Here is a 17,419-nt window from a genome sequence, read left to right as displayed (position 1 = left end):
CCTATTCCGCCGCGCTGAGCCTCTGGTCGCGGGCGCTTCGAAGCGCACTCATTCCGGCCATGACAGCCGAAGCCCGCGCGACCGCGTTGGTTAGATAGAAATCTTCAATCGCCGATGCGAAGGCCGTCGCCGTCGGCTGCCCGGAAAGCTTTGCGAGCGTTTCAAGGCCCGACACCGCACGGGTTTCGACCGCATCGATCTCGGCAAGCTGCGGTGCGGCCTTGTACATGGCGGCGCGCAGGTCTTTCAATGTGTCGTAAGGCAATGTCTTGCCCGCACGCGCAGACAGCGCGCGCAGGATGGTCCAGTCTTCCTTGGCGCTTCCCGGCGAGAACGCCGCCTTGGTCGTCTGCTGGACGCGGCCTTCCGTGTTGACGTAGGTCGCGCCTTTTTCCGTGTAGGCCGCGCCCGGAAGGATGACCTCAGCGCGCTCCGCGCCGCGATCGCCGTGACTACCCTGGTAAACCACGAAGGCGGTTCCAAGTTTCGACAGATCGCTTTCGTCGGCCCCAAGCAGATAGACGAAGTCCATGCCGCCGCCGAGGATGCCGGCAGCATCCTTGCCGCCCTTGCCGGGCACGAAGCCGACATCGAGACCGGCGACGCGGCCCGCTGCGGTGTGAAGGACGTTGAAGCCGTTCCATGCCGCGTCCTTGCCGGCCGACACGGCGGTGACGATGCGCGCCGCCTGCGACAGCACGGCGAGACCATCGGCGCGCGCGAACGCGCCCTGCCCGACGATCACCATCGGGCGCTCGGCCGATTTCAGAACGTCCGCAAAGGCGTGCTTGCCGCTCGCGACGTCTGCGAGCGTGTCAGGGCCAGCGCCCAGATACTCGTATGGGTATGTAAGATCGGCCTTGGCGCCGATGAGCGCGATCTTCGTCGACGCCGTCCGCCAGCGCTTGCGGATGCGCGCATTGAGCACCGGCGCTTCGAGGCGCGGATTGGACCCGACGATCAGGATCGCGTCGGCGTGTTCGATGCCTTCGATCGAAGAATTGAAAACGTAGCTGGCGCGGCCGAGCTTCGGATCGAGCTTGTCTCCGGCCTGGCGGCAATCGATCGAGGTGGCACCGAAACGCGTCAGCAGATCCTTCAGCGCGAACATTTCTTCCGCAGCCGCGAGGTCGCCCGCAATCGCACCGATCTTGTCCGGCGAAGCCGCCTTGAGCTTCTCGGCGACGAGCGCCAGCGCTTCATCCCAGCTCGCAGGCTGGAGCCGTCCGCCCTTGCGGATGTACGGCTGGTCGAGCCGCTGGATTTTCAAGCCATCCGCGACGTGGCGCGTCTTGTCCGAAATCCATTCTTCGTTCACGGCGTCGTTGTTGCGCGGCAGGATACGCATGACGGCACCGCCGCGCGTGTCGACGCGAATTGCCGAGCCGACGGCGTCCATCGCGTCGATCGTCTCGGTCGATTCCATCTCCCAAGGCCGCGCGGAAAACGCCCACGGCCGATGCGTCAGCGCGCCGACGGGGCAGAGATCGACGGCGTTGGCGCTCATCTCCGACATGATCCCGCGTTCGAGATAGGTCGTGATCTCCGCGTCTTCGCCGCGTCCGATGAGGCCAAGCTCTTCGACGCCCGCGACTTCGGTCATGTAACGGACGCAGCGCGTGCAGTGAATGCAGCGCGTCATCATCGTCTTGATCAGCGGACCGATGTGCTTCTCTTCGACGGCGCGCTTGTTCTCATGGTAACGCGAGCCGCCCATGCCGAACGCCATCGCCTGATCCTGCAGATCGCACTCGCCGCCCTGATCGCAGATCGGGCAATCGAGCGGATGATTGATGAGCAGGAATTCCATCACGCCTTCGCGCGCTTTCTTGACCAGCGGCGACGTGGTGCTGATGATCTTCGGAGAGCCGTCCTTGTTCGGCGGCAGATCGTTGACCAGCATAGCGCAGGATGCGATCGGCTTCGGCGAGCCCTGCACCTCGACGAGGCACATGCGGCAGTTGCCGGCGATCGACAGGCGCTCGTGATAACAGAAGCGCGGGATGACGGCGCCGGCGATCTCGCAGGCGTGCATCAGCGTCGTGCCGTCTTCGACCTCGATTGCCTTGCCGTCGACTATCAGTTGCTTTGGCATTGCTCGTTGTCCGCCACCCTACTCCGCCGCCACGCGCGCGTGCTTCGCCTGATACTGGTCGATGCGCTCTTCGATGACGGGACGGAAATTCTTGATCAGTCCCTGCACCGGCCAAGCCGCCGCATCGCCCAGCGCACAAATCGTGTGGCCTTCAATCTGCTTCGTGACGTCAAAGAGAAGATCGATTTCGCGCTTTTCCGCCTGCCCGCGCTCCATGCGCTCGAGCACGCGCCACATCCAGCCGGTGCCTTCGCGGCACGGCGTGCACTGGCCGCAGCTCTCGTGCTTATAGAAGTACGCGATGCGCCGGATGGCTCCGATGATGTCCGTCGACTTGTCCATGACGATGATCGCCGCGGTGCCGAGGCCAGAGCCGAGCTTGCCGAGCGCATCGAAATCCATCGTCACGTTCATCGCCTGCTCGGCGGTGATGCAGCGCACGGACGATCCGCCGGGAATGACCGCCAGCAGGTTGTCCCAGCCGCCGCGAATGCCGCCGCAGTGCTTGTCGATCAGTTCCTTGAGCGGGATGCCCATCTCTTCTTCGACGGTGCACGGCCGCTCGACGTGACCGGAAATCTGGAACAGCTTGGTGCCGGTGTTGTTCGGCAGGCCGAGCGCCGCGAACCAGCTCGCGCCACGGCGCAGAATTTCACCCGTGACGGCGATGCTCTCGACGTTGTTGATCGTGGTCGGAGCGCCGTAAAGACCGACGTTGGCGGGGAACGGCGGCTTCAGACGCGGCTGGCCCTTCTTGCCTTCGATGCTTTCGAGCATCGCGGTTTCTTCACCGCAGATGTAGGCGCCGGCGCCGTGATGAACGTAGAGATCGAAGTCCCAGCCGTGGACGTTATTCTTGCCGATCAGCTTCGCCGCGTAGGCTTCGTCGATTGCACGTTGCAGCGCCTCGCGCTCACGGATGTATTCGCCGCGCACGTAGATGTAGCTCGTGTGGGCGCGCATCGCGAAGGCCGCGAGCAGCGCTCCCTCGATCAGAAGATGCGGATCGTGCCGCATGATCTCGCGGTCCTTGCAGGACCCCGGCTCCGACTCGTCGGCGTTGATGACGAGATAGCTCGGGCGATGATCCGCCTTCGGCATGAACGACCACTTGAGGCCCGTCGGGAAGCCAGCGCCGCCGCGTCCGCGCAGGCCCGACTTCTTCACCTCGTCGATGATGTAGTCGTGACCCTTGTCGATGAAGAACTTCGTGCCATCCCAGGCGCCACGGCTGATCGCGCCCTTGAGGCGCGCGTCATGGAAGCCATAAAGATTTCGAAAGATGCGATCGCGGTCATGAAGCATGCGAGCTAGTCCTTCGGCCTTTCACCGGCTTTCGAATCCGGTCGCCAACCCGACGCGAGCTTTTGTGCCTGCTCGATCCATTTCTCTCGCGTCACGCGACCCTTGAAACCGTCGAGGCGGCTTTCGAACCAGGCGACGTTCGCGGGCGTCCATTTGGCGATCTGATCGAAGTGCCAGACGCCGATCGAATTCAGCTTTTCGACCATCTTATCCGCAACGCCCCAAATCAGCGAGAGGTCGTCGCCTTTGCCGCCGCGCGGCTGGTTCAACAGTTCGGGGTCTTGAGCGGCCTGCGCGGCTGCGATCGCACGATCACGCAGCATATCTGCCTTGATCTTATCGAGTTCGCCGGCCGACATCGCCTTGCCGCCGCCGCGCGCCTCGAGTTCCTTGACGAGGCCTGCGTTCGCGATCGCAGCCAGCGCTGCGGGATGAACTGCAGGCGCCGCCGCCGATGATGATCCGGCCGGAGAGGACGGCGATGTCCCTTCCGCGACGGCGGCCTTGTGTGTCGGCGATGCGAGAGCCGAAGGCGGCGACGTCTCCTGGGCGTTATCGGACGTTTCCGACGTTTCCTCGAAGCGCTTTCTCCAGGCGTCGATCGTCGAACCATCGTACAGCGATTGATCCGTAAGGCTCGTCGGACCACCGGCGGGACAGGACGCAGTGCGTCCCGTCTGCGAGCCCGGCTTCGGCGGCTTGCCGGCGATGAAGCCGTCGAGCACTTTTTCGAATTGCTCCGCCGTCAGATCTTCGTAGGTGTCCTTGCCGATCTGAACGACCGGCGCGTTGGCGCAGACGCCGATGCACTCGACTTCTTCCCACGACAGCGTGCCGTCGCTATTGGGCGTGTGCGGATGTTCGTGAATGCGATGCTGGCACACCGAAATCAGATCGCGCGATCCACGCAGCATGCACGGCGTCGTACCGCAGACCTGCACATGCGCTTTCGTTCCGACCGGCGACAGCTGAAACATCGTGTAGAACGTCGCGACTTCCATGCCCCGGATGTGGGCCATTCCGAGAAGATCGCAGACGGCGCGGATCGCAGGCTCAGGCAACCATCCGCCCGACTGTTCCTGCGCGCGCCACAACAACGGGATGATGGCGGATGCCTGCTTGCCCGAGGGATACTTCGCGATTGTCTCTTGCGCCCACGCAAGGTTCTCCGCTGAAAAAGCGAACTCAGCGGGTTGATCCGGATTCACTCGGCGAACAGCCATCAACGGCTCCTGAAAACCAAGGGTCGCGGCGCCGAATCGTACGTGGTCGGGTCAGACGAACGACCTTGCCCCGTCACGCCAATGCCGACTCTTGCAAATCGACATTACCCTTCGAGCGTCAACACGGTCCAGTACGCGGAAGAACGCGACTAGGCAAGGATTTGCAGATGCGGCTAAAGCATGAAGCGACCGTGATAAACAGCAAGCAGGTGCGACTAATGGTTCCCCGATCTATGACTGGTTGATGAGGATCAAGGGGTCGCGTCTGAGGCCGGCGGATTGGGCACGGCGACGGACGAATCGGGTTTCAGAATTCCGCGCCGCTGAAGCGTTTCAGAAGGACGTTCCGTCGCCCAGCGACGCTCTGCAAAACCGAGCGGCACCGCCAGCCAACCGAGCAGCAAAAGAAACGTCGCGATCGGCGCAAGGATCAGCGACAGCTGCGAGGCGACACGCAGGAACCCGGTCCACAATACTGCAAACAGCAGGCCGAGGGCGATGATGACCCAGCCGCCGTCGTCGGAGCCGCGCGCGGCGGCGAAGATCAATCCCGCAAACAGTCCCGCCAGCCCTATCAGCACGGGAATGAACGGCGCGTCGGCCTGCAGCGCGCCCATCGGCCAGCCCCGCGAGCGGGCAAAAAGGCGATACGTAGAAAGGCTTAAGCCCCATCCCAGCGCGACGACCGCCAGCAGGAACAGATTGTCGATGACTGGGCTTGCACCATAAATCATACGCATCACCTCGGGATTACTTGGACTGCGAAATCGCGAGGCGCTGTTTTGCCAGGGCTTTGAGGCGGATGCTAGTCCGTGTTGCTCCCGGATGACAGCCGCGCGACAGCGTCGCCGCCGCAAGGGCCGCCGGAATGGCACGCACGCGGCCGGGCTAAAGCGTGATGCGCCGCGCGAAACGGCTCAACCGTTCCCGGCGGTCACAGCAGCCAGCCGCACGACGCCCGCCGTCAGCGGTCGATCTCGCCGAACACGATATCGAGCGAGCCGAGGATGGCCGAGACGTCGGCCAGCATGTGCCCGCGGTTCAGGAAGTCCATAGCCGCGAGGTGCGGGAAGCCCGGGGCGCGGATCTTGCAGCGATAGGGCTTGTTGGAGCCATCCGCCACGAGATAGACGCCGAACTCGCCCTTCGGCGCTTCGACGGCCGCATAGACGTCTCCGGCGGGGACGTGAAAACCTTCCGTGTAGAGCTTGAAGTGATGGATCAGCGCTTCCATCGAGCGCTTCATCTCTCCGCGCTTCGGCGGCACGACTTTCTTGTTCTCGGCCGAGTGCGGACCCTGGCCGCCTGGCGACTTCAGCAGCTCGCAGCACTGCTTCATCAGCTTGGTCGATTCCCGCATTTCCTGCATGCGGATCAGATATCTGTCGTAGCAGTCGCCGTTCTTGCCGATCGGGATATCGAAATCCAGTTCGCTATAGCATTCGTAGGGCTGCGACTTGCGGAGGTCCCACGCCGCGCCGGAGCCGCGGACCATGACGCCCGAGAAGCCCCAGGCGAAGGCCTCGTCCAGCGAGACGACGCCGATATCGACGTTGCGCTGCTTGAAGATGCGGTTCTCGGTCAGGAGCACGTCGATGTCGTCGACGACTTTCAGGAACGGATCGCAGAAGGCGTAAATGTCGTCGATCAGCTTTTCCGGCAGATCCTGGTGCACGCCGCCGATGCGGAAATACTTGGCGTGCATGCGCGCGCCGGATGCGCGCTCATAGAACACCATCAGCTTCTCGCGTTCCTCGAAACCCCAGAGCGGCGGGGTCAGGGCGCCGACGTCCATCGCCTGCGTCGTGACGTTCAGGAGATGCGAAAGGATGCGGCCGATTTCGGAAAAGAGCACGCGGATCAGCTGGCCCCGGCGCGGGACGGTGATGCCCAGCAGGCGCTCGGCCGCGAGGCAGAACGCATGCTCCTGATTCATCGGCGCGACGTAGTCGAGACGATCGAAATAGCCGATCGCCTGCATGTAGGTCTTGTGCTCGATGAGCTTTTCGGTCCCACGATGCAACAGGCCGATATGCGGATCGACGCGCTCGACGACTTCGCCGTCAAGTTCCAGCACCAGCCGCAACACGCCGTGCGCGGCCGGATGCTGCGGTCCGAAATTGATGTTGAAGTTGCGGATTTCCGTTTCGGCCATTTTCAACCAGTTCCCCGCGTAATTGGAGAGAGACGCGCGAGCTTCGCCTTACCGTTTACGCGCTGCTCGAACTTTTCCCAATCGACGACCACGCGCTCATGCTCGCCCTCGCCAATCAGGTCAATCCCGTCGTGGGCTTTAACGTGGAAAAAGATGCGACGCCCCGCGACTTTCGTGCACTCGGCCTCGACCGTGACCGTTTGCCCTGGAACAGTCGCCGCGACGTGCGACACGTTAATATGCACACCGAGCGAGCCTTCGCCTTGATCGAGATGGTCCTCGATGATGTGCAGGCAGGTCCATTCCATCAGCCCGACCATGAAGCCGGTCGCGAAGACCGTCGGCATGAGCTGGAATTCCCGAGCCTCCGGATAAAGATACGGCACCGTTTTCGTTGCCGGCACACGAAACGAAAACTCAGTGCGCGCTCCAGCCTGAAGCGAAGGTTTCACTGCGTCGGCCCTCACAGTCTGTCTTTCAGATTTCGGATCGTTATATAGAGGTTAGAAGCTGTTGCTGCGACCGAAAATAAGCCGATCGCGAATGACCACAGGCTCGGCGATTCGGTGCGCCCGAGCAGCGGGTAAACGAACTCGCCGCCGATCGAGATGAGGACGACGCCGAGCGGAACGACGATCGTCGCATAGGGCAGAAACCGGCCCAGAACTCCGAACGCCACGCCCACGATTGCGCGCGGCCAGTCGAGAACGAATGCAGCGACCATCAACCCGGCCGAAATGGCTACATTCGTTTCAAAATCCATTCAAATGCCCACGGTGCAGGTGATGGAAGTGGAACCGGGCCGACGCCCGGCGGCCGTCATGAACGCTGTGCTTTTTCGTCGCCCGGAATGATGTAGTTCGGACCTTCCCACGGGCTTTCGAAATCGAAATCGCGGAATTCCTGCGTGAGCTTGACCGGCTCGTACACGACGCGCTTCTTTTCGTCGTCGTAGCGAACCTCGACGTAACCGGTGAGCGGGAAATCCTTGCGCAGCGGATGCCCCTGAAAACCGTAGTCCGTCAGGATGCGCCGGAGATCGGGATGTCCGGTGAAACGGATGCCATAGAGATCGTAGGCTTCGCGCTCATACCAGTTCGCGGCGGGGAAGACGTCATTCACGCTCGGCACCGCAGTCGTCTCGTCGGTCGAGATCTTGATGCGCAGCCGCTGATTGAGGCGCGGCGAAAGCAGATGATAGACGACCTCGAAGCGTTCCGCGCGCTCGGGATAGTCGACACCGCAGATATCGATCAGAACCTCGAACTGGCACTTGGGATCGTCGCGCAGCTTCGTCAGCACGTCGACGATCCGGTCGCGAGGCACGGAAATCGATGCCTCGTCGAAGGCCGTGCTGCTGGCGAGGATGTCGGCTCCGAAGAGCGTGCCGACGTGAGTGATAAGGTTTGCGATTTCCATCAGAACAGCATCCGCTTAGGGCTTTTTATCAACGCGCGTGAGGTCGGAACAACCAGCCGTCGCTTCCGTTCCGGCTTCGATGTAACAGGCCGCAATGTGATCGTCGCCGAGAATTCGGCCTTCCGTCACGGATTTCGCGGCGGTCGAGGTCCACGCGAACGACGTGTTATCGGGAAAGACGATCCCGAAGAAATCGCGACGGCCGCCTTCGTAGACGAAATAGCCGCGAAACCTCCGGTCGGTCTGCTCCGTAATATGGACGGTGCGTTCGCGCGTCCTGAGACCGTAAATATCGCCGATCGAATCCGTGTGGCCCGACCATGTGCCGACAAGATTCGGACCGGAATCGGCGGCGAGTGACGGCTGCGATAGCGCGACGGCCGCAACGAAAACCGAAAGGGTGCCTGCAGCTGCAGTTATCAGGCGGCGGTTCACGACACGGCCTTTCCGAGTTGCCTATCTCTCGATCGTTCCCGTCCGGCGTATTTTGCGTTGTAGCAGCAGAATTCCATAAACCAGCGCCTCGGCGGTCGGCGGGCAACCCGGGACGTAAACATCGACCGGGACGACGCGATCGCAACCGCGCACGACGGCGTAGGAATAATGATAGTAGCCGCCGCCGTTGGCGCAGCTTCCCATCGAAATCACATAACGCGGTTCCGGCATCTGGTCGTAGACCTTGCGCAACGCCGGAGCCATCTTGTTGGTCAGCGTGCCGGCGACGATCATCACGTCGGACTGGCGCGGCGAAGCGCGGGGCGCAAAGCCGAAGCGCTCGAGATCGTAACGCGGCATCGAGGCCTGCATCATCTCGACGGCGCAACAGGCGAGACCGAACGTCATCCACATCAGCGAGCCGGTGCGCGCCCAGTTGATGAGGTCATCGACTGTCGTCACGAGAAAGCCCTTGTCGGCCAACTCGTTGGAGATTCCGGTGAAGAACTGGTCGTCGGGACGAATGATCGAGGTCGCGGCGCCGGAGACGCCTTCGCGCGCCTTGTCCAACGCGCGGTCGAAGATGATCTGCCCGTCGTTGGTGCGTATCACTCCCATTCGAGCGCGCCCTTCTTCCACTCGTAGATGAAGCCGACCGTCAGCACGCCAAGGAACGCCATCATCGACCAGAAGCCGAACACACCGATGTCCTTGAATGCCACCGCCCACGGAAACAGGAACGCAATTTCGAGATCGAAGACGATGAACAGAATCGACACGAGGTAGAACCTCACGTCGAACTTCATGCGCGCATCATCGAAGGCGTTGAAGCCACATTCGTAAGCAGACACCTTTTCGGGGTCCGGATTGCGGTATGCGACCAGGAACGGCGCCACCATCAGGGCTGCACCAATCAACAGCGCAACGCCGATGAAAATCGCAATTGGCAGGTAGTGAGAAGTCAGATCGACCATCGCATCTCGTCCACATAGGGCACGGAGCCTGCAAAGGCGCACGATGCCGCCGCGCACGCCCGGTGTTAGCCCAGGACCTAATGGGGTGCAACTCGCGAGTGCTTCAAACGGCTGGGACTATATGTCTATGAGCTAAAAAGGAACCGTTTGACCGATGCGGTTGCTGGCGCCGTCCTGCCGCAGCGGCCTCGCGCGGACGCCGGTCTGATTCAACGACTCATAGGGTTGCGGGTTGCCTGCAGACTGATGGTTTATTTGGCACCGGCCGGACAGCCGGCAGCGTAGACCGCGCCAGGGTCAATGCATCGATATTTTTTATGAATTGAAGCAATTGCGCTTATTCTAGCGCGGCCGCCGAACATCCCCTGGCGCCGGGGTCGTGGGTCGAACGAATCGGCAGGCGGCTACCGGCCGGACACGAGGTGTGAAGGAGCGGCCTCCACACCTCGTCGAAAATCAACCGGCCTTCTTGACGGCCTTCTTCGACACGATGTGCTTGTGACCGTGCTTTGCGGCGTGCTTGTGCGCCTTCTTCGCTGCATGCTTCTCGGCGTGCTTGGAAGCATGCTTTGAAGCGTGCTTGTGGTGCGCAGCATGATGCGCGTGATGGGCATGATGATGATGGACGCCCTTGGCGGTCTTGTCATGCGCGCTGGCAACGCCGGCTCCGAGCATCATAGCAGCGGCAGCAAGTGCGACAGTCAAAGTGGTCTTCATAATTAGGCTCCTAAAGGTGCGTTGGCGTCACTCGCGACGCGCGGCACTTCTAGGTGAGGATTCCTGTCAGGTTGATGAATATCTACGTTTAAAGAATATACTGTTTGGTAAGCTTGCACTCATTCCCGTTGCAGAGCCTTTTTTCGCCATCGCCGATTTGCGCGCGTGCCCCGATGACAAAATAAAGGGCGCCAGCTTGGGGGAAAGCCGACGCCCGAAACGCAGCAAATTCAGGGGATGCTTTGCGCGCGTGCCGCTCTTGGGGGACGGAGCGGAACGCTCTTATATCAGTGTCAAACTATCGCAGACGTTAACGCCGCCGATCTTCATCCATTTAATACCAGCAGACGCGGTGGCCATAACGCCAATAGCAATGCCGGTAATCGTAGCCCCAGGCCGGATAGTAGCCCCACGCGGGGTAGCCCCATCCATAGCCCCAGTGACGCCGGTGGCCGTATCCGCCGCCATAGTAGCCGTGGCCGTATCCATGCCAGTGTCCGTATCCGCGACCGTGATAGGCCTCGGCCGACGCGGAAAACCCGACGACGGCCAAACCCGCAAATGCGACTGCTGCAAGCTGTTTCATCGATGTCATAGGAAGCTCCCGGTTATCGAACTCAGGTACTTCCAACAACGTGCGAAAGCCGCACTTCCGATGGCGGCGCGCTTTACTTCTTCGTATTGTAGATGAGTGTTTATTCAGGAATTCAGCGAATATGATCAGCGGGAATACTGCGCGAGGCTGCGCAGTATCCCCGCCGTTCGAATTCAGCGGCCGTCGAAATCGCCGAGGCGATTAAAACAATCCTGAAGCTGTTCGGCACGTCCGCGCTGCTCTTCCGCCAGCGCCCGGCGCGGAGCCCAGCGGCACCACTGGAAATGCGGCCTCAAATCCGAATCCCACCGCGGGCCGCGATAGCCGCAACGGAACCTATTGTTCGCGTCGGCCTGCACTTGAGCGATGCGCGCATAAACTTCGCAGCTCGCGCGCTTGCCTTCGACCTCGCCGCGCCGATCACTGCCGCCGAAGCGGAATGAGAAATTGCCATCGTTGAAGCGGACGGTCTGAGAGTTCGCGGCCATCGTCGAGACGAGAACAGCAGCCGTAGCCAGGCCAATGGATGCAAGACGCATTTTTAAGATCCTCGGTTGCCTTCGTTGGTGCGCGGACTAACCAATGAATTGTGGCTGCCTCTTAACCGGCTCCTGGCGAATTCAAGGGGAGAGCAAATAAACGACGGCAACCTTCGTAATTGCGTTGCCTGCCATCGGACGCGAGGCATTGGGCGGCACGCTCGCCGAATTAATCCTTCAACTCGCAAGGCATGCGGAACCACGCAACATTCGCCTATAGGTTTCCGCCTTCACCGTGCGATCATCACTCACGACTCCTTATGAAGCGATCGCAGGTCACAGCATCAGGTTTTCGCTCATGTCCCGGTATCCGGCGCTTTTTCGCATACCCCTGCATGCGCTCGTTGCAATTGCAATTCTGGCCGCCTGCGTTGCGCTGCGCGTCGCCGATCCGCAGCCGATTTCGCAATTGAGGCTATCCGTTTTCGATACTTATCTGCGCGCCGCGCCACGCGCCGCCGATCCGTCGTTTCCGGTGCGCATCATTGCGGTCGACGAAGCCGCTTTGGCGCGCGCAGGCCAATGGCCCTGGCCGCGATCGGTTCTTGCGGAATTGACATCGCGCCTGCATCAGGCCGGCGCCAAATCGATCACGTTCGACATCGTGCTGGCAGAGCCGGATCGGCTGTCGCCCGACGCGCTGTTGCGATCGCTGGACGGGCAAGCGGTCAGTGCGGCCATCGTTTCGGAGATTTCACGGCTTCCTTCGAATGACGAACGATTTGCGAATGCCCTTGCGTCCGCTCCGGTCGTGCTCGGCGTGGCGGGCGAAGCGCAGTCCAATCGCAGCATCGCCGCCTATCGCGGCGGCATCTCGTTCGCGGGCGACGATCCGATGATGTTCGTCCATGCCTATCCCGGCGGGGTCGAAAATCTTCCGATACTGGCGCAGGCGGCACGTGGCGTCGGCGCCGTCAACTGGGTGCCGTCCGAGGATCAGATCGTCCGGCGCATTCCGCTGCTCGTTGCGATCGGCGGCAAGCTCTACCCTTCGCAAGCGCTAGAGGCGCTTCGCGTCGGCACCGGACAGTCGACGATTTTCGTCAAGTCGTCGGGCGGCAGCGGCGTCGAAGCCTTTGGCAGTCAAACCGGCATCGAGTCCGTTCGCGTCGGGCAAACTATTCTGCCGACAACGGGCCGCGGCGAGCTGTGGCTCAAATTCTCGCCGCACGATCCGCGGCGCACGATCTCGGCCAGCACCATCCTCGACGGCAGCTTCGATCCCGAGGCGATCAAGGCGCGTCATATCTTCATTGGGGCGACGGCAACTGGCCTGCTCGATCTCCGAGCGACGCCGCTGGCGTCTTCGATCCCAGGCGTCGAAATCGAGGCGCAGGCCTTGGAGCAGATGCTTTCCGGCGAGCATCTGATCCGACCAGCCTACGCGACCGGGCTCGAGATCGCATTCATCGTGCTGTTCGGTGCGCTGGTCGCGTGGATGATCGCGCGCAGCGGTGCGCTGATCGCGGCCATCGTCGGCGGCCTGGCGATTGCGGGCATCGTTGCTCTGTCCTGGTTTGCGTTTTCTCGCGCCGGCCTGCTGTTCGATCCGGTGTATCCCGGATTGGCGATTGCGTTCCTCTATCTCGGGACGTCGCTGACCAGCTACGTTCAATCGGAAATCGAACGTGCGCAGATCCGCTCGGCGTTCGGGCATTATATTTCGCCGTCCGTCGTTTCCGAAATAGCCCGGCATCCCGATAGATTGAAACTCGGCGGCGACGAGCGCGACGTCACACTGCTGTTCGCCGACGTCCGCGGCTTTTCGAAACTATCGGAAGGACTGCAACCGGACGAGTTGGTTCGCTTCGTCAATCGCCTATTCACACCGCTTGCCGACACCATCCTCAGTCATCGCGGCACCATCGACAAGTTCATGGGCGACGCCGTGATGGCATTCTGGAACGCGCCCTTGCAGGATGAAGAGCACGCACGAAACGCGTGCCGCGCGGCGCTCGCGATGCTGGACGATGTCGCGCGCTTCAACGCGAAGCTTTCGGAAGAGAGCGCGCTGCTTGGCGAAACCGCCGTGCCCGTGCGGCTCGGTATAGGATTGAATACCGGCGCGTGCGTCGTCGGCAACGTCGGCTCGCCCCAGCGCTTCGACTATTCCGTTCTGGGCGATGCCGTGAACGTCGCCGCACGCTTCGAGGAAGCGACGAAGACGTTCGGCGCCGATATCGTCGTTGGCGAGCGAACGGCCGCCGATGTGCCCGCCTTCGCATTTCTGGGACTGGGCACCGTGATGCCGCGCGGCAAGGATCGGCCGGAGCGGATCTTCGCGCTGATCGGCGACGAGACCTTTGCGGCGTCGTCAGAATTTTCCGAACTCAAGGCGGCGCATATGACTTTGCTTGCTGCGCCGGCGGACGACGGCGAGCGCGAAGCGGCACTCGTCAAATGCCGCAAGCTTTGCCCGTCATCCATCGCGGGTTACTACAGCCGGGACTTAAGCCAGTTCGTCCAGCGCTGACGCCGCGCGACGTGTCACGCACGAGCGGCGCCTCCAATGCTAGCGTCCTCGGAGACCGCCGCTCGGCCTGTCACCGCCACCATAGCCGCCACCGCCGTAGTTGCCCCGGTTCGGAATGCGGATGCCGCCGCCGCCGATGACGATATCCATTCCGCGCGCGCCGTTGCCCCAATCGTCGTCATCGTTCTTCGGCCGGCTCGCGGTACGTTTCGGCTTAACCGGTTTCTGAGCCGCTTTGGTTTTCTTTGCGGGAGGCGCCGCCTTGCGTGGCGTGCTCGCCTTCTTCACGCCAAAGCGCGGATGCGGATTGAGACAGGCTTTTTCCTCCGAGGGAGGAAACGCGCCATCGACGATCATTGCGCGCGTGAGAAGCGGATTGGGATCAATCGCGGGCGCGTTCGTGACGAAAGGAAACGCCGTGTCGAACGCGACGGTCGCGTTGTTAGGCAGCTGAGGCCAATTCACCGGCTTCTCGACGGTGCCATCGTCGGAAATACGGATCAGCTGACCGGGACGTTCGAGAACGTGACACACGTTGCTCTTACCGGTCGCCTCGAGTGCGCCTTCGTGCAGCAAAATCCACACCGATCGATCGGGAAGGATGTAAACGTCGAAAATCGTGCCGCGCACGGTGATCGATGCGTTGGGCGTGTTGATGACGTACGTCGTTTTCGCCGCGGCGCCAGTGATGAACCGGAACGCGCCCTTCATCATGTTGACGACGATGGAGCCGGCCTTCTTGTCGCTGTCATAGACGAACTTATCGAGCACGAGCCGCGACCCCGGGCCGAGGGCGAGCTTCGTCTCGTCGTCCAGCCTGAATTCGCCCTGCGCGTCGGTGTTGACTTCGATGGACTCGTCCTGGCGAACTTCATCGCCTTTAGCGAGCTTGCGTTGCTTTTCGGCGAAGTCCGCCATGACCACGTTCGTTATGACGACGGATTCGCCGATCCTGTCTCCCGAGGCCGCCTGCGCCGATCCAACGGCAGCCAGCAGCAAGCCGCCGACGCTGACGGACAACAATAGGGATTTCATAAACGCATGACGGGCCATCGCACTGCCTCTAATGAAAATTGATATCGCAGAAATATGAGCGTGAAACTTAGCATACGGACTGTTGCCGGGCCATTGGAACAGATCCTGGAAGCGGTGATTGTTCCCCGCGGAACACATGAAGGTTCTCCAACGCACTTGCACGGTGCACGGGCGTCTGTTGCATCGCCGAAGACGATGACGACACGTCGGACTTCAGGATGCTGCCAGAGCGCAGCCCGTTTGCGATCCTGATGCCTCGCTGGTCATCGTTCCCATTCCCCTCATTTCGACGGAAATTCTGCGCCCCCGCTATTGCCGAATTGGCAGTGATATTATCAAATTGGAGATGATTATTTCTCGTAATTCATTTATTGCACTGCGCAACTGCATAAAAATATATTGAACGTTTATAGAAAATCGCCAAATTCGGCCTCGCTTTTAATCACTCGCTTACAGATTGCACTATATTTAGCGCACCCTACTTAAGTGCGAGTGGAATGCGCAGATGCCGACCGACGCCACAAAAAAAGCAAAACAACATTCAGGTGTCAGACGATCGCCAAAACCAAGCGATCGCCGATCTCAAAAAAAGCCCGCCAAGGCCACGCGCGCGCGTCGAGCTGCCAAAACTCCATTGCCGGCTGCAACGATCGATGGCGATCGGATCGCGCAACTCAATCGCTGTCTCGAGCTTGCGCTCAACAACATGGCGCGCGGCTTGTCGATGTTCGACGCCAATCAGCGCCTCATCGTCTGCAACCGGATGTATGAGGAGCTCTACGATCTTCCGCAGCATCTGACACGTCCAGGCACGACGCTCGCGGACTTGGTGCGCAATCACGTCAAACGCGAAGCAGGTCTGGACAATGCGCAGGAACGCAAAAAGCAGCGCGCCTGGATCGAGCACCACGTGGCCGCGCTTGCTCGCGGCGAAACATTTACGCACACGCAACATCTCAAAAGCGGACGCATCGTTCTTGTGACCAATAAGCCGCTGGAAGGCGGCGGCTGGGTGGACATCCAGGAAGACATTACCGAGCGCCGTCAAGCTGAGCAGAAAATCCACTGGCTGGCGCGCCACGATCCGCTCACTGAAATTGCAAATCGCCTGCAATTCCATGAGGCGCTCGACGAAGCGCTGAGAAATCTCGCGCCCAATCAGACGCTGGCCCTGCATTGGATCGACCTCGATGGCTTCAAAGCCGTCAACGATACGCTGGGGCACCCGGTCGGAGACGCTCTTTTGAAAAGCGTCGCCAAAAGCCTCAAGCGCGCGGTGCGAAAGAACGATATCGTCGCCCGGCTCGGTGGCGACGAGTTCGCGGTGTTACAATCCGCGTCCCGCGTCGCCCGCAAAGCTGATGCCGAACGCATGGCGCAGCGCCTTTTGAAGGAAATCTGCAAGCCGCATGACCTTGGTGGGCAGCAGGTTTCGTGCAGCGCAAGCATCGGCATCGCGTTCGCTCCGCTTCATGGACAAACGACGGAACAGTTGCTCAAGGCCGCCGACCTCGCGCTTTACAAAGCGAAAGCGGGCGGCAAGGGCATTGCCTACTTGTATGACCCCGACATCGCCGACGACGCGAATTCGCGCTACGAATTGCAGTCCGATCTGCGCGGCGCCCTCGATCAGAACCAGCTTGAGCTTTACTATCAGCCGCTCGTCGATACGGAGAACCGGGACGTCATTGCGTTCGAAGCGCTGCTGCGCTGGCATCATCCGCTGCGCGGAATGATAGCGCCCACCGACTTCATTCCGATCGCCGAGGAAACCGGATTGATCGTCGAAATCGGCGAATGGGCGTTGATCCGTGCCTGCCAGGAGGCCGTCAAATGGCCTGACACGATCCGCGTTTCGGTCAACCTGTCGCCGATTCAATTCGAGCGTGGCAATCTCTATCAGGCGGTCGTCAACGCGCTGCGGATTTCGGGGCTCGCGCCGCATCGGCTGGAACTCGAGATCACCGAAGGCGTGCTCCTTCGCGATGAAATCAACACGCGCGCGATCTTGCATAATCTGCGCACGCTCGGCGCACGCATCGCGCTCGATGATTTTGGCACGGCCTACGCGTCGCTCAGTTATTTGCGCAGCTTTCCCTTCGACAAGATCAAGATCGACCGCAGCTTCGTGCGCGATCTCGACGTCGGGAAGCGAAAGGATTGCGAGGCCATCATTCAGGCCGTCGCCGGGCTCGGAAGACAGATGCAGATCAGCACCGTTGCGGAAGGGATCGAAACGCTCGACCAGGCTCAGACAGTCACCGCCGCCGGGTGCAACGAGCTGCAAGGATTCTTCTTCAGTCATCCCGTTCCGGGTTCCGACGTGGACAAGGTGCTGGCCCTTTGCCGGTCAAAGCTGGATCAACGGCAATACAGCCCGTAACGCGGCAGACCGCGACAGCTACGCCGCTCGTCGCGACGGCATCATTTGCGAATGCGAAGAAGAGGGTTCGG

General features: G+C 61.1%; 17 protein-coding genes. 2 read left to right on the top strand and 15 right to left on the bottom strand.

Features of this window, described 5'->3' with window-relative positions; genetic code table 11:
- Position 1 precedes the first annotated feature (1 nt).
- The 14 genes from nuoG to HYPGJ_RS04740 form a co-directional block, all read right to left on the bottom strand.
- Positions 2-2,095: an NADH-quinone oxidoreductase subunit NuoG gene (nuoG, locus tag HYPGJ_RS04805; RefSeq protein WP_046846131.1), complete on the bottom strand. Its 2,094-nt coding sequence runs from the start codon at positions 2,093-2,095 to the stop codon at positions 2-4.
- A gap of 18 nt (positions 2,096-2,113) precedes the next feature.
- Positions 2,114-3,400: an NADH-quinone oxidoreductase subunit NuoF gene (nuoF, locus tag HYPGJ_RS04800; protein ID WP_046846130.1), complete on the bottom strand. Its 1,287-nt coding sequence runs from the start codon at positions 3,398-3,400 to the stop codon at positions 2,114-2,116.
- Between the two features lie 5 nt (positions 3,401-3,405).
- Positions 3,406-4,623, bottom strand: coding sequence for an NADH-quinone oxidoreductase subunit NuoE (gene nuoE / locus HYPGJ_RS04795; protein ID WP_046846129.1), 1,218 nt, complete (start codon positions 4,621-4,623; stop codon positions 3,406-3,408).
- Positions 4,624-4,874: 251 nt separating this feature from the next.
- Positions 4,875-5,357: a hypothetical protein gene (locus HYPGJ_RS04790; protein ID WP_046846128.1), complete on the bottom strand. Its 483-nt coding sequence runs from the start codon at positions 5,355-5,357 to the stop codon at positions 4,875-4,877.
- 230 nt (positions 5,358-5,587) lie between these two features.
- Positions 5,588-6,778, bottom strand: coding sequence for an NADH-quinone oxidoreductase subunit D (locus HYPGJ_RS04785; RefSeq protein WP_046846127.1), 1,191 nt, complete (start codon positions 6,776-6,778; stop codon positions 5,588-5,590).
- A 2-nt stretch (positions 6,779-6,780) separates the two neighbouring features.
- Positions 6,781-7,230, bottom strand: a complete 450-nt coding sequence (locus HYPGJ_RS04780; RefSeq protein WP_046846126.1) for a thioesterase family protein — start codon at positions 7,228-7,230, stop codon at positions 6,781-6,783.
- An 11-nt stretch (positions 7,231-7,241) separates the two neighbouring features.
- Positions 7,242-7,541: a hypothetical protein gene (locus tag HYPGJ_RS04775; protein WP_046846125.1), complete on the bottom strand. Its 300-nt coding sequence runs from the start codon at positions 7,539-7,541 to the stop codon at positions 7,242-7,244.
- A 56-nt stretch (positions 7,542-7,597) separates the two neighbouring features.
- Positions 7,598-8,197: an NADH-quinone oxidoreductase subunit C gene (locus HYPGJ_RS04770; RefSeq protein WP_046846124.1), complete on the bottom strand. Its 600-nt coding sequence runs from the start codon at positions 8,195-8,197 to the stop codon at positions 7,598-7,600.
- Positions 8,198-8,212: 15 nt separating this feature from the next.
- Positions 8,213-8,632, bottom strand: coding sequence for a hypothetical protein (locus tag HYPGJ_RS04765; RefSeq protein WP_046846123.1), 420 nt, complete (start codon positions 8,630-8,632; stop codon positions 8,213-8,215).
- Between the two features lie 21 nt (positions 8,633-8,653).
- Entirely contained in the window at positions 8,654-9,250 is a 597-nt protein-coding gene (locus HYPGJ_RS04760) for an NADH-quinone oxidoreductase subunit B (protein ID WP_013215905.1), read from the bottom strand.
- The gene (locus HYPGJ_RS04755) at positions 9,241-9,606 is read right to left on the bottom strand and encodes an NADH-quinone oxidoreductase subunit A (protein WP_013215906.1); all 366 of its coding nucleotides are present in this window, start codon (positions 9,604-9,606) and stop codon (positions 9,241-9,243) included. Before HYPGJ_RS04755 ends, HYPGJ_RS04760 begins: the two co-directional genes overlap by 10 nt.
- 456 nt (positions 9,607-10,062) lie before the next feature.
- Complete coding sequence (locus HYPGJ_RS04750; RefSeq protein ID WP_046846122.1) at positions 10,063-10,323, bottom strand: hypothetical protein; 261 nt, start codon at positions 10,321-10,323, stop codon at positions 10,063-10,065.
- 334 nt (positions 10,324-10,657) lie between these two features.
- Complete coding sequence (locus HYPGJ_RS04745) at positions 10,658-10,918, bottom strand: hypothetical protein (protein ID WP_046846121.1); 261 nt, start codon at positions 10,916-10,918, stop codon at positions 10,658-10,660.
- A 173-nt stretch (positions 10,919-11,091) separates the two neighbouring features.
- On the bottom strand, positions 11,092-11,457 hold the full coding sequence (locus HYPGJ_RS04740) for a hypothetical protein (protein ID WP_046846120.1): 366 nt from the start codon (positions 11,455-11,457) through the stop codon (positions 11,092-11,094).
- A 298-nt stretch (positions 11,458-11,755) separates the two neighbouring features.
- Between HYPGJ_RS04740 and HYPGJ_RS04735 the strand changes: the two genes are divergently transcribed.
- On the top strand, positions 11,756-13,930 hold the full coding sequence (locus HYPGJ_RS04735) for an adenylate/guanylate cyclase domain-containing protein (protein ID WP_046846119.1): 2,175 nt from the start codon (positions 11,756-11,758) through the stop codon (positions 13,928-13,930).
- A 39-nt stretch (positions 13,931-13,969) separates the two neighbouring features.
- On the opposite strand, the gene HYPGJ_RS04730 is transcribed toward HYPGJ_RS04735, so the two are convergent.
- Positions 13,970-14,983, bottom strand: coding sequence for a FecR family protein (locus tag HYPGJ_RS04730; protein ID WP_046846118.1), 1,014 nt, complete (start codon positions 14,981-14,983; stop codon positions 13,970-13,972).
- 616 nt (positions 14,984-15,599) lie between these two features.
- Here HYPGJ_RS04730 and HYPGJ_RS04725 point away from each other — a divergent pair.
- Positions 15,600-17,348 carry an EAL domain-containing protein gene (locus tag HYPGJ_RS04725; protein ID WP_244466014.1) on the top strand — a complete coding sequence of 583 codons (1,749 nt, stop codon included), beginning with the start codon at positions 15,600-15,602 and terminating at the stop codon, positions 17,346-17,348.
- Positions 17,349-17,419 lie beyond the last annotated feature (71 nt).

Origin of the sequence: Hyphomicrobium sp. GJ21 (assembly GCF_001006785.1) — a bacterium.
GTDB lineage: Bacteria > Pseudomonadota > Alphaproteobacteria > Rhizobiales > Hyphomicrobiaceae > Hyphomicrobium_B.
This window is presented reverse-complemented; position numbering and strand designations above follow the sequence as displayed.

Bases quoted from the DNA above. Each gene is read 5' to 3' on its own strand.
- HYPGJ_RS04745 (WP_046846121.1), bottom strand. From the start codon at position 10,918: ATGACATCGATGAAACAGCTTGCAGCAGTCGCATTTGCGGGTTTGGCC.
- HYPGJ_RS04785 (WP_046846127.1), bottom strand. From the start codon at position 6,778: ATGGCCGAAACGGAAATCCGCAACTTCAACATCAATTTCGGACCGCAG.
- HYPGJ_RS04740 (WP_046846120.1), bottom strand. From the start codon at position 11,457: ATGCGTCTTGCATCCATTGGCCTGGCTACGGCTGCTGTTCTCGTCTCG.
- HYPGJ_RS04755 (WP_013215906.1), bottom strand. From the start codon at position 9,606: ATGGTCGATCTGACTTCTCACTACCTGCCAATTGCGATTTTCATCGGC.
- HYPGJ_RS04770 (WP_046846124.1), bottom strand. From the start codon at position 8,197: ATGGAAATCGCAAACCTTATCACTCACGTCGGCACGCTCTTCGGAGCC.
- HYPGJ_RS04730 (WP_046846118.1), bottom strand. From the start codon at position 14,983: ATGGCCCGTCATGCGTTTATGAAATCCCTATTGTTGTCCGTCAGCGTC.
- HYPGJ_RS04790 (WP_046846128.1), bottom strand. From the start codon at position 5,357: ATGATTTATGGTGCAAGCCCAGTCATCGACAATCTGTTCCTGCTGGCG.
- HYPGJ_RS04750 (WP_046846122.1), bottom strand. From the start codon at position 10,323: ATGAAGACCACTTTGACTGTCGCACTTGCTGCCGCTGCTATGATGCTC.
- nuoE (WP_046846129.1), bottom strand. From the start codon at position 4,623: ATGGCTGTTCGCCGAGTGAATCCGGATCAACCCGCTGAGTTCGCTTTT.
- HYPGJ_RS04735 (WP_046846119.1), top strand. From the start codon at position 11,756: ATGTCCCGGTATCCGGCGCTTTTTCGCATACCCCTGCATGCGCTCGTT.
- nuoG (WP_046846131.1), bottom strand. From the start codon at position 2,095: ATGCCAAAGCAACTGATAGTCGACGGCAAGGCAATCGAGGTCGAAGAC.
- HYPGJ_RS04760 (WP_013215905.1), bottom strand. From the start codon at position 9,250: ATGGGAGTGATACGCACCAACGACGGGCAGATCATCTTCGACCGCGCG.
- HYPGJ_RS04775 (WP_046846125.1), bottom strand. From the start codon at position 7,541: ATGGATTTTGAAACGAATGTAGCCATTTCGGCCGGGTTGATGGTCGCT.
- nuoF (WP_046846130.1), bottom strand. From the start codon at position 3,400: ATGCTTCATGACCGCGATCGCATCTTTCGAAATCTTTATGGCTTCCAT.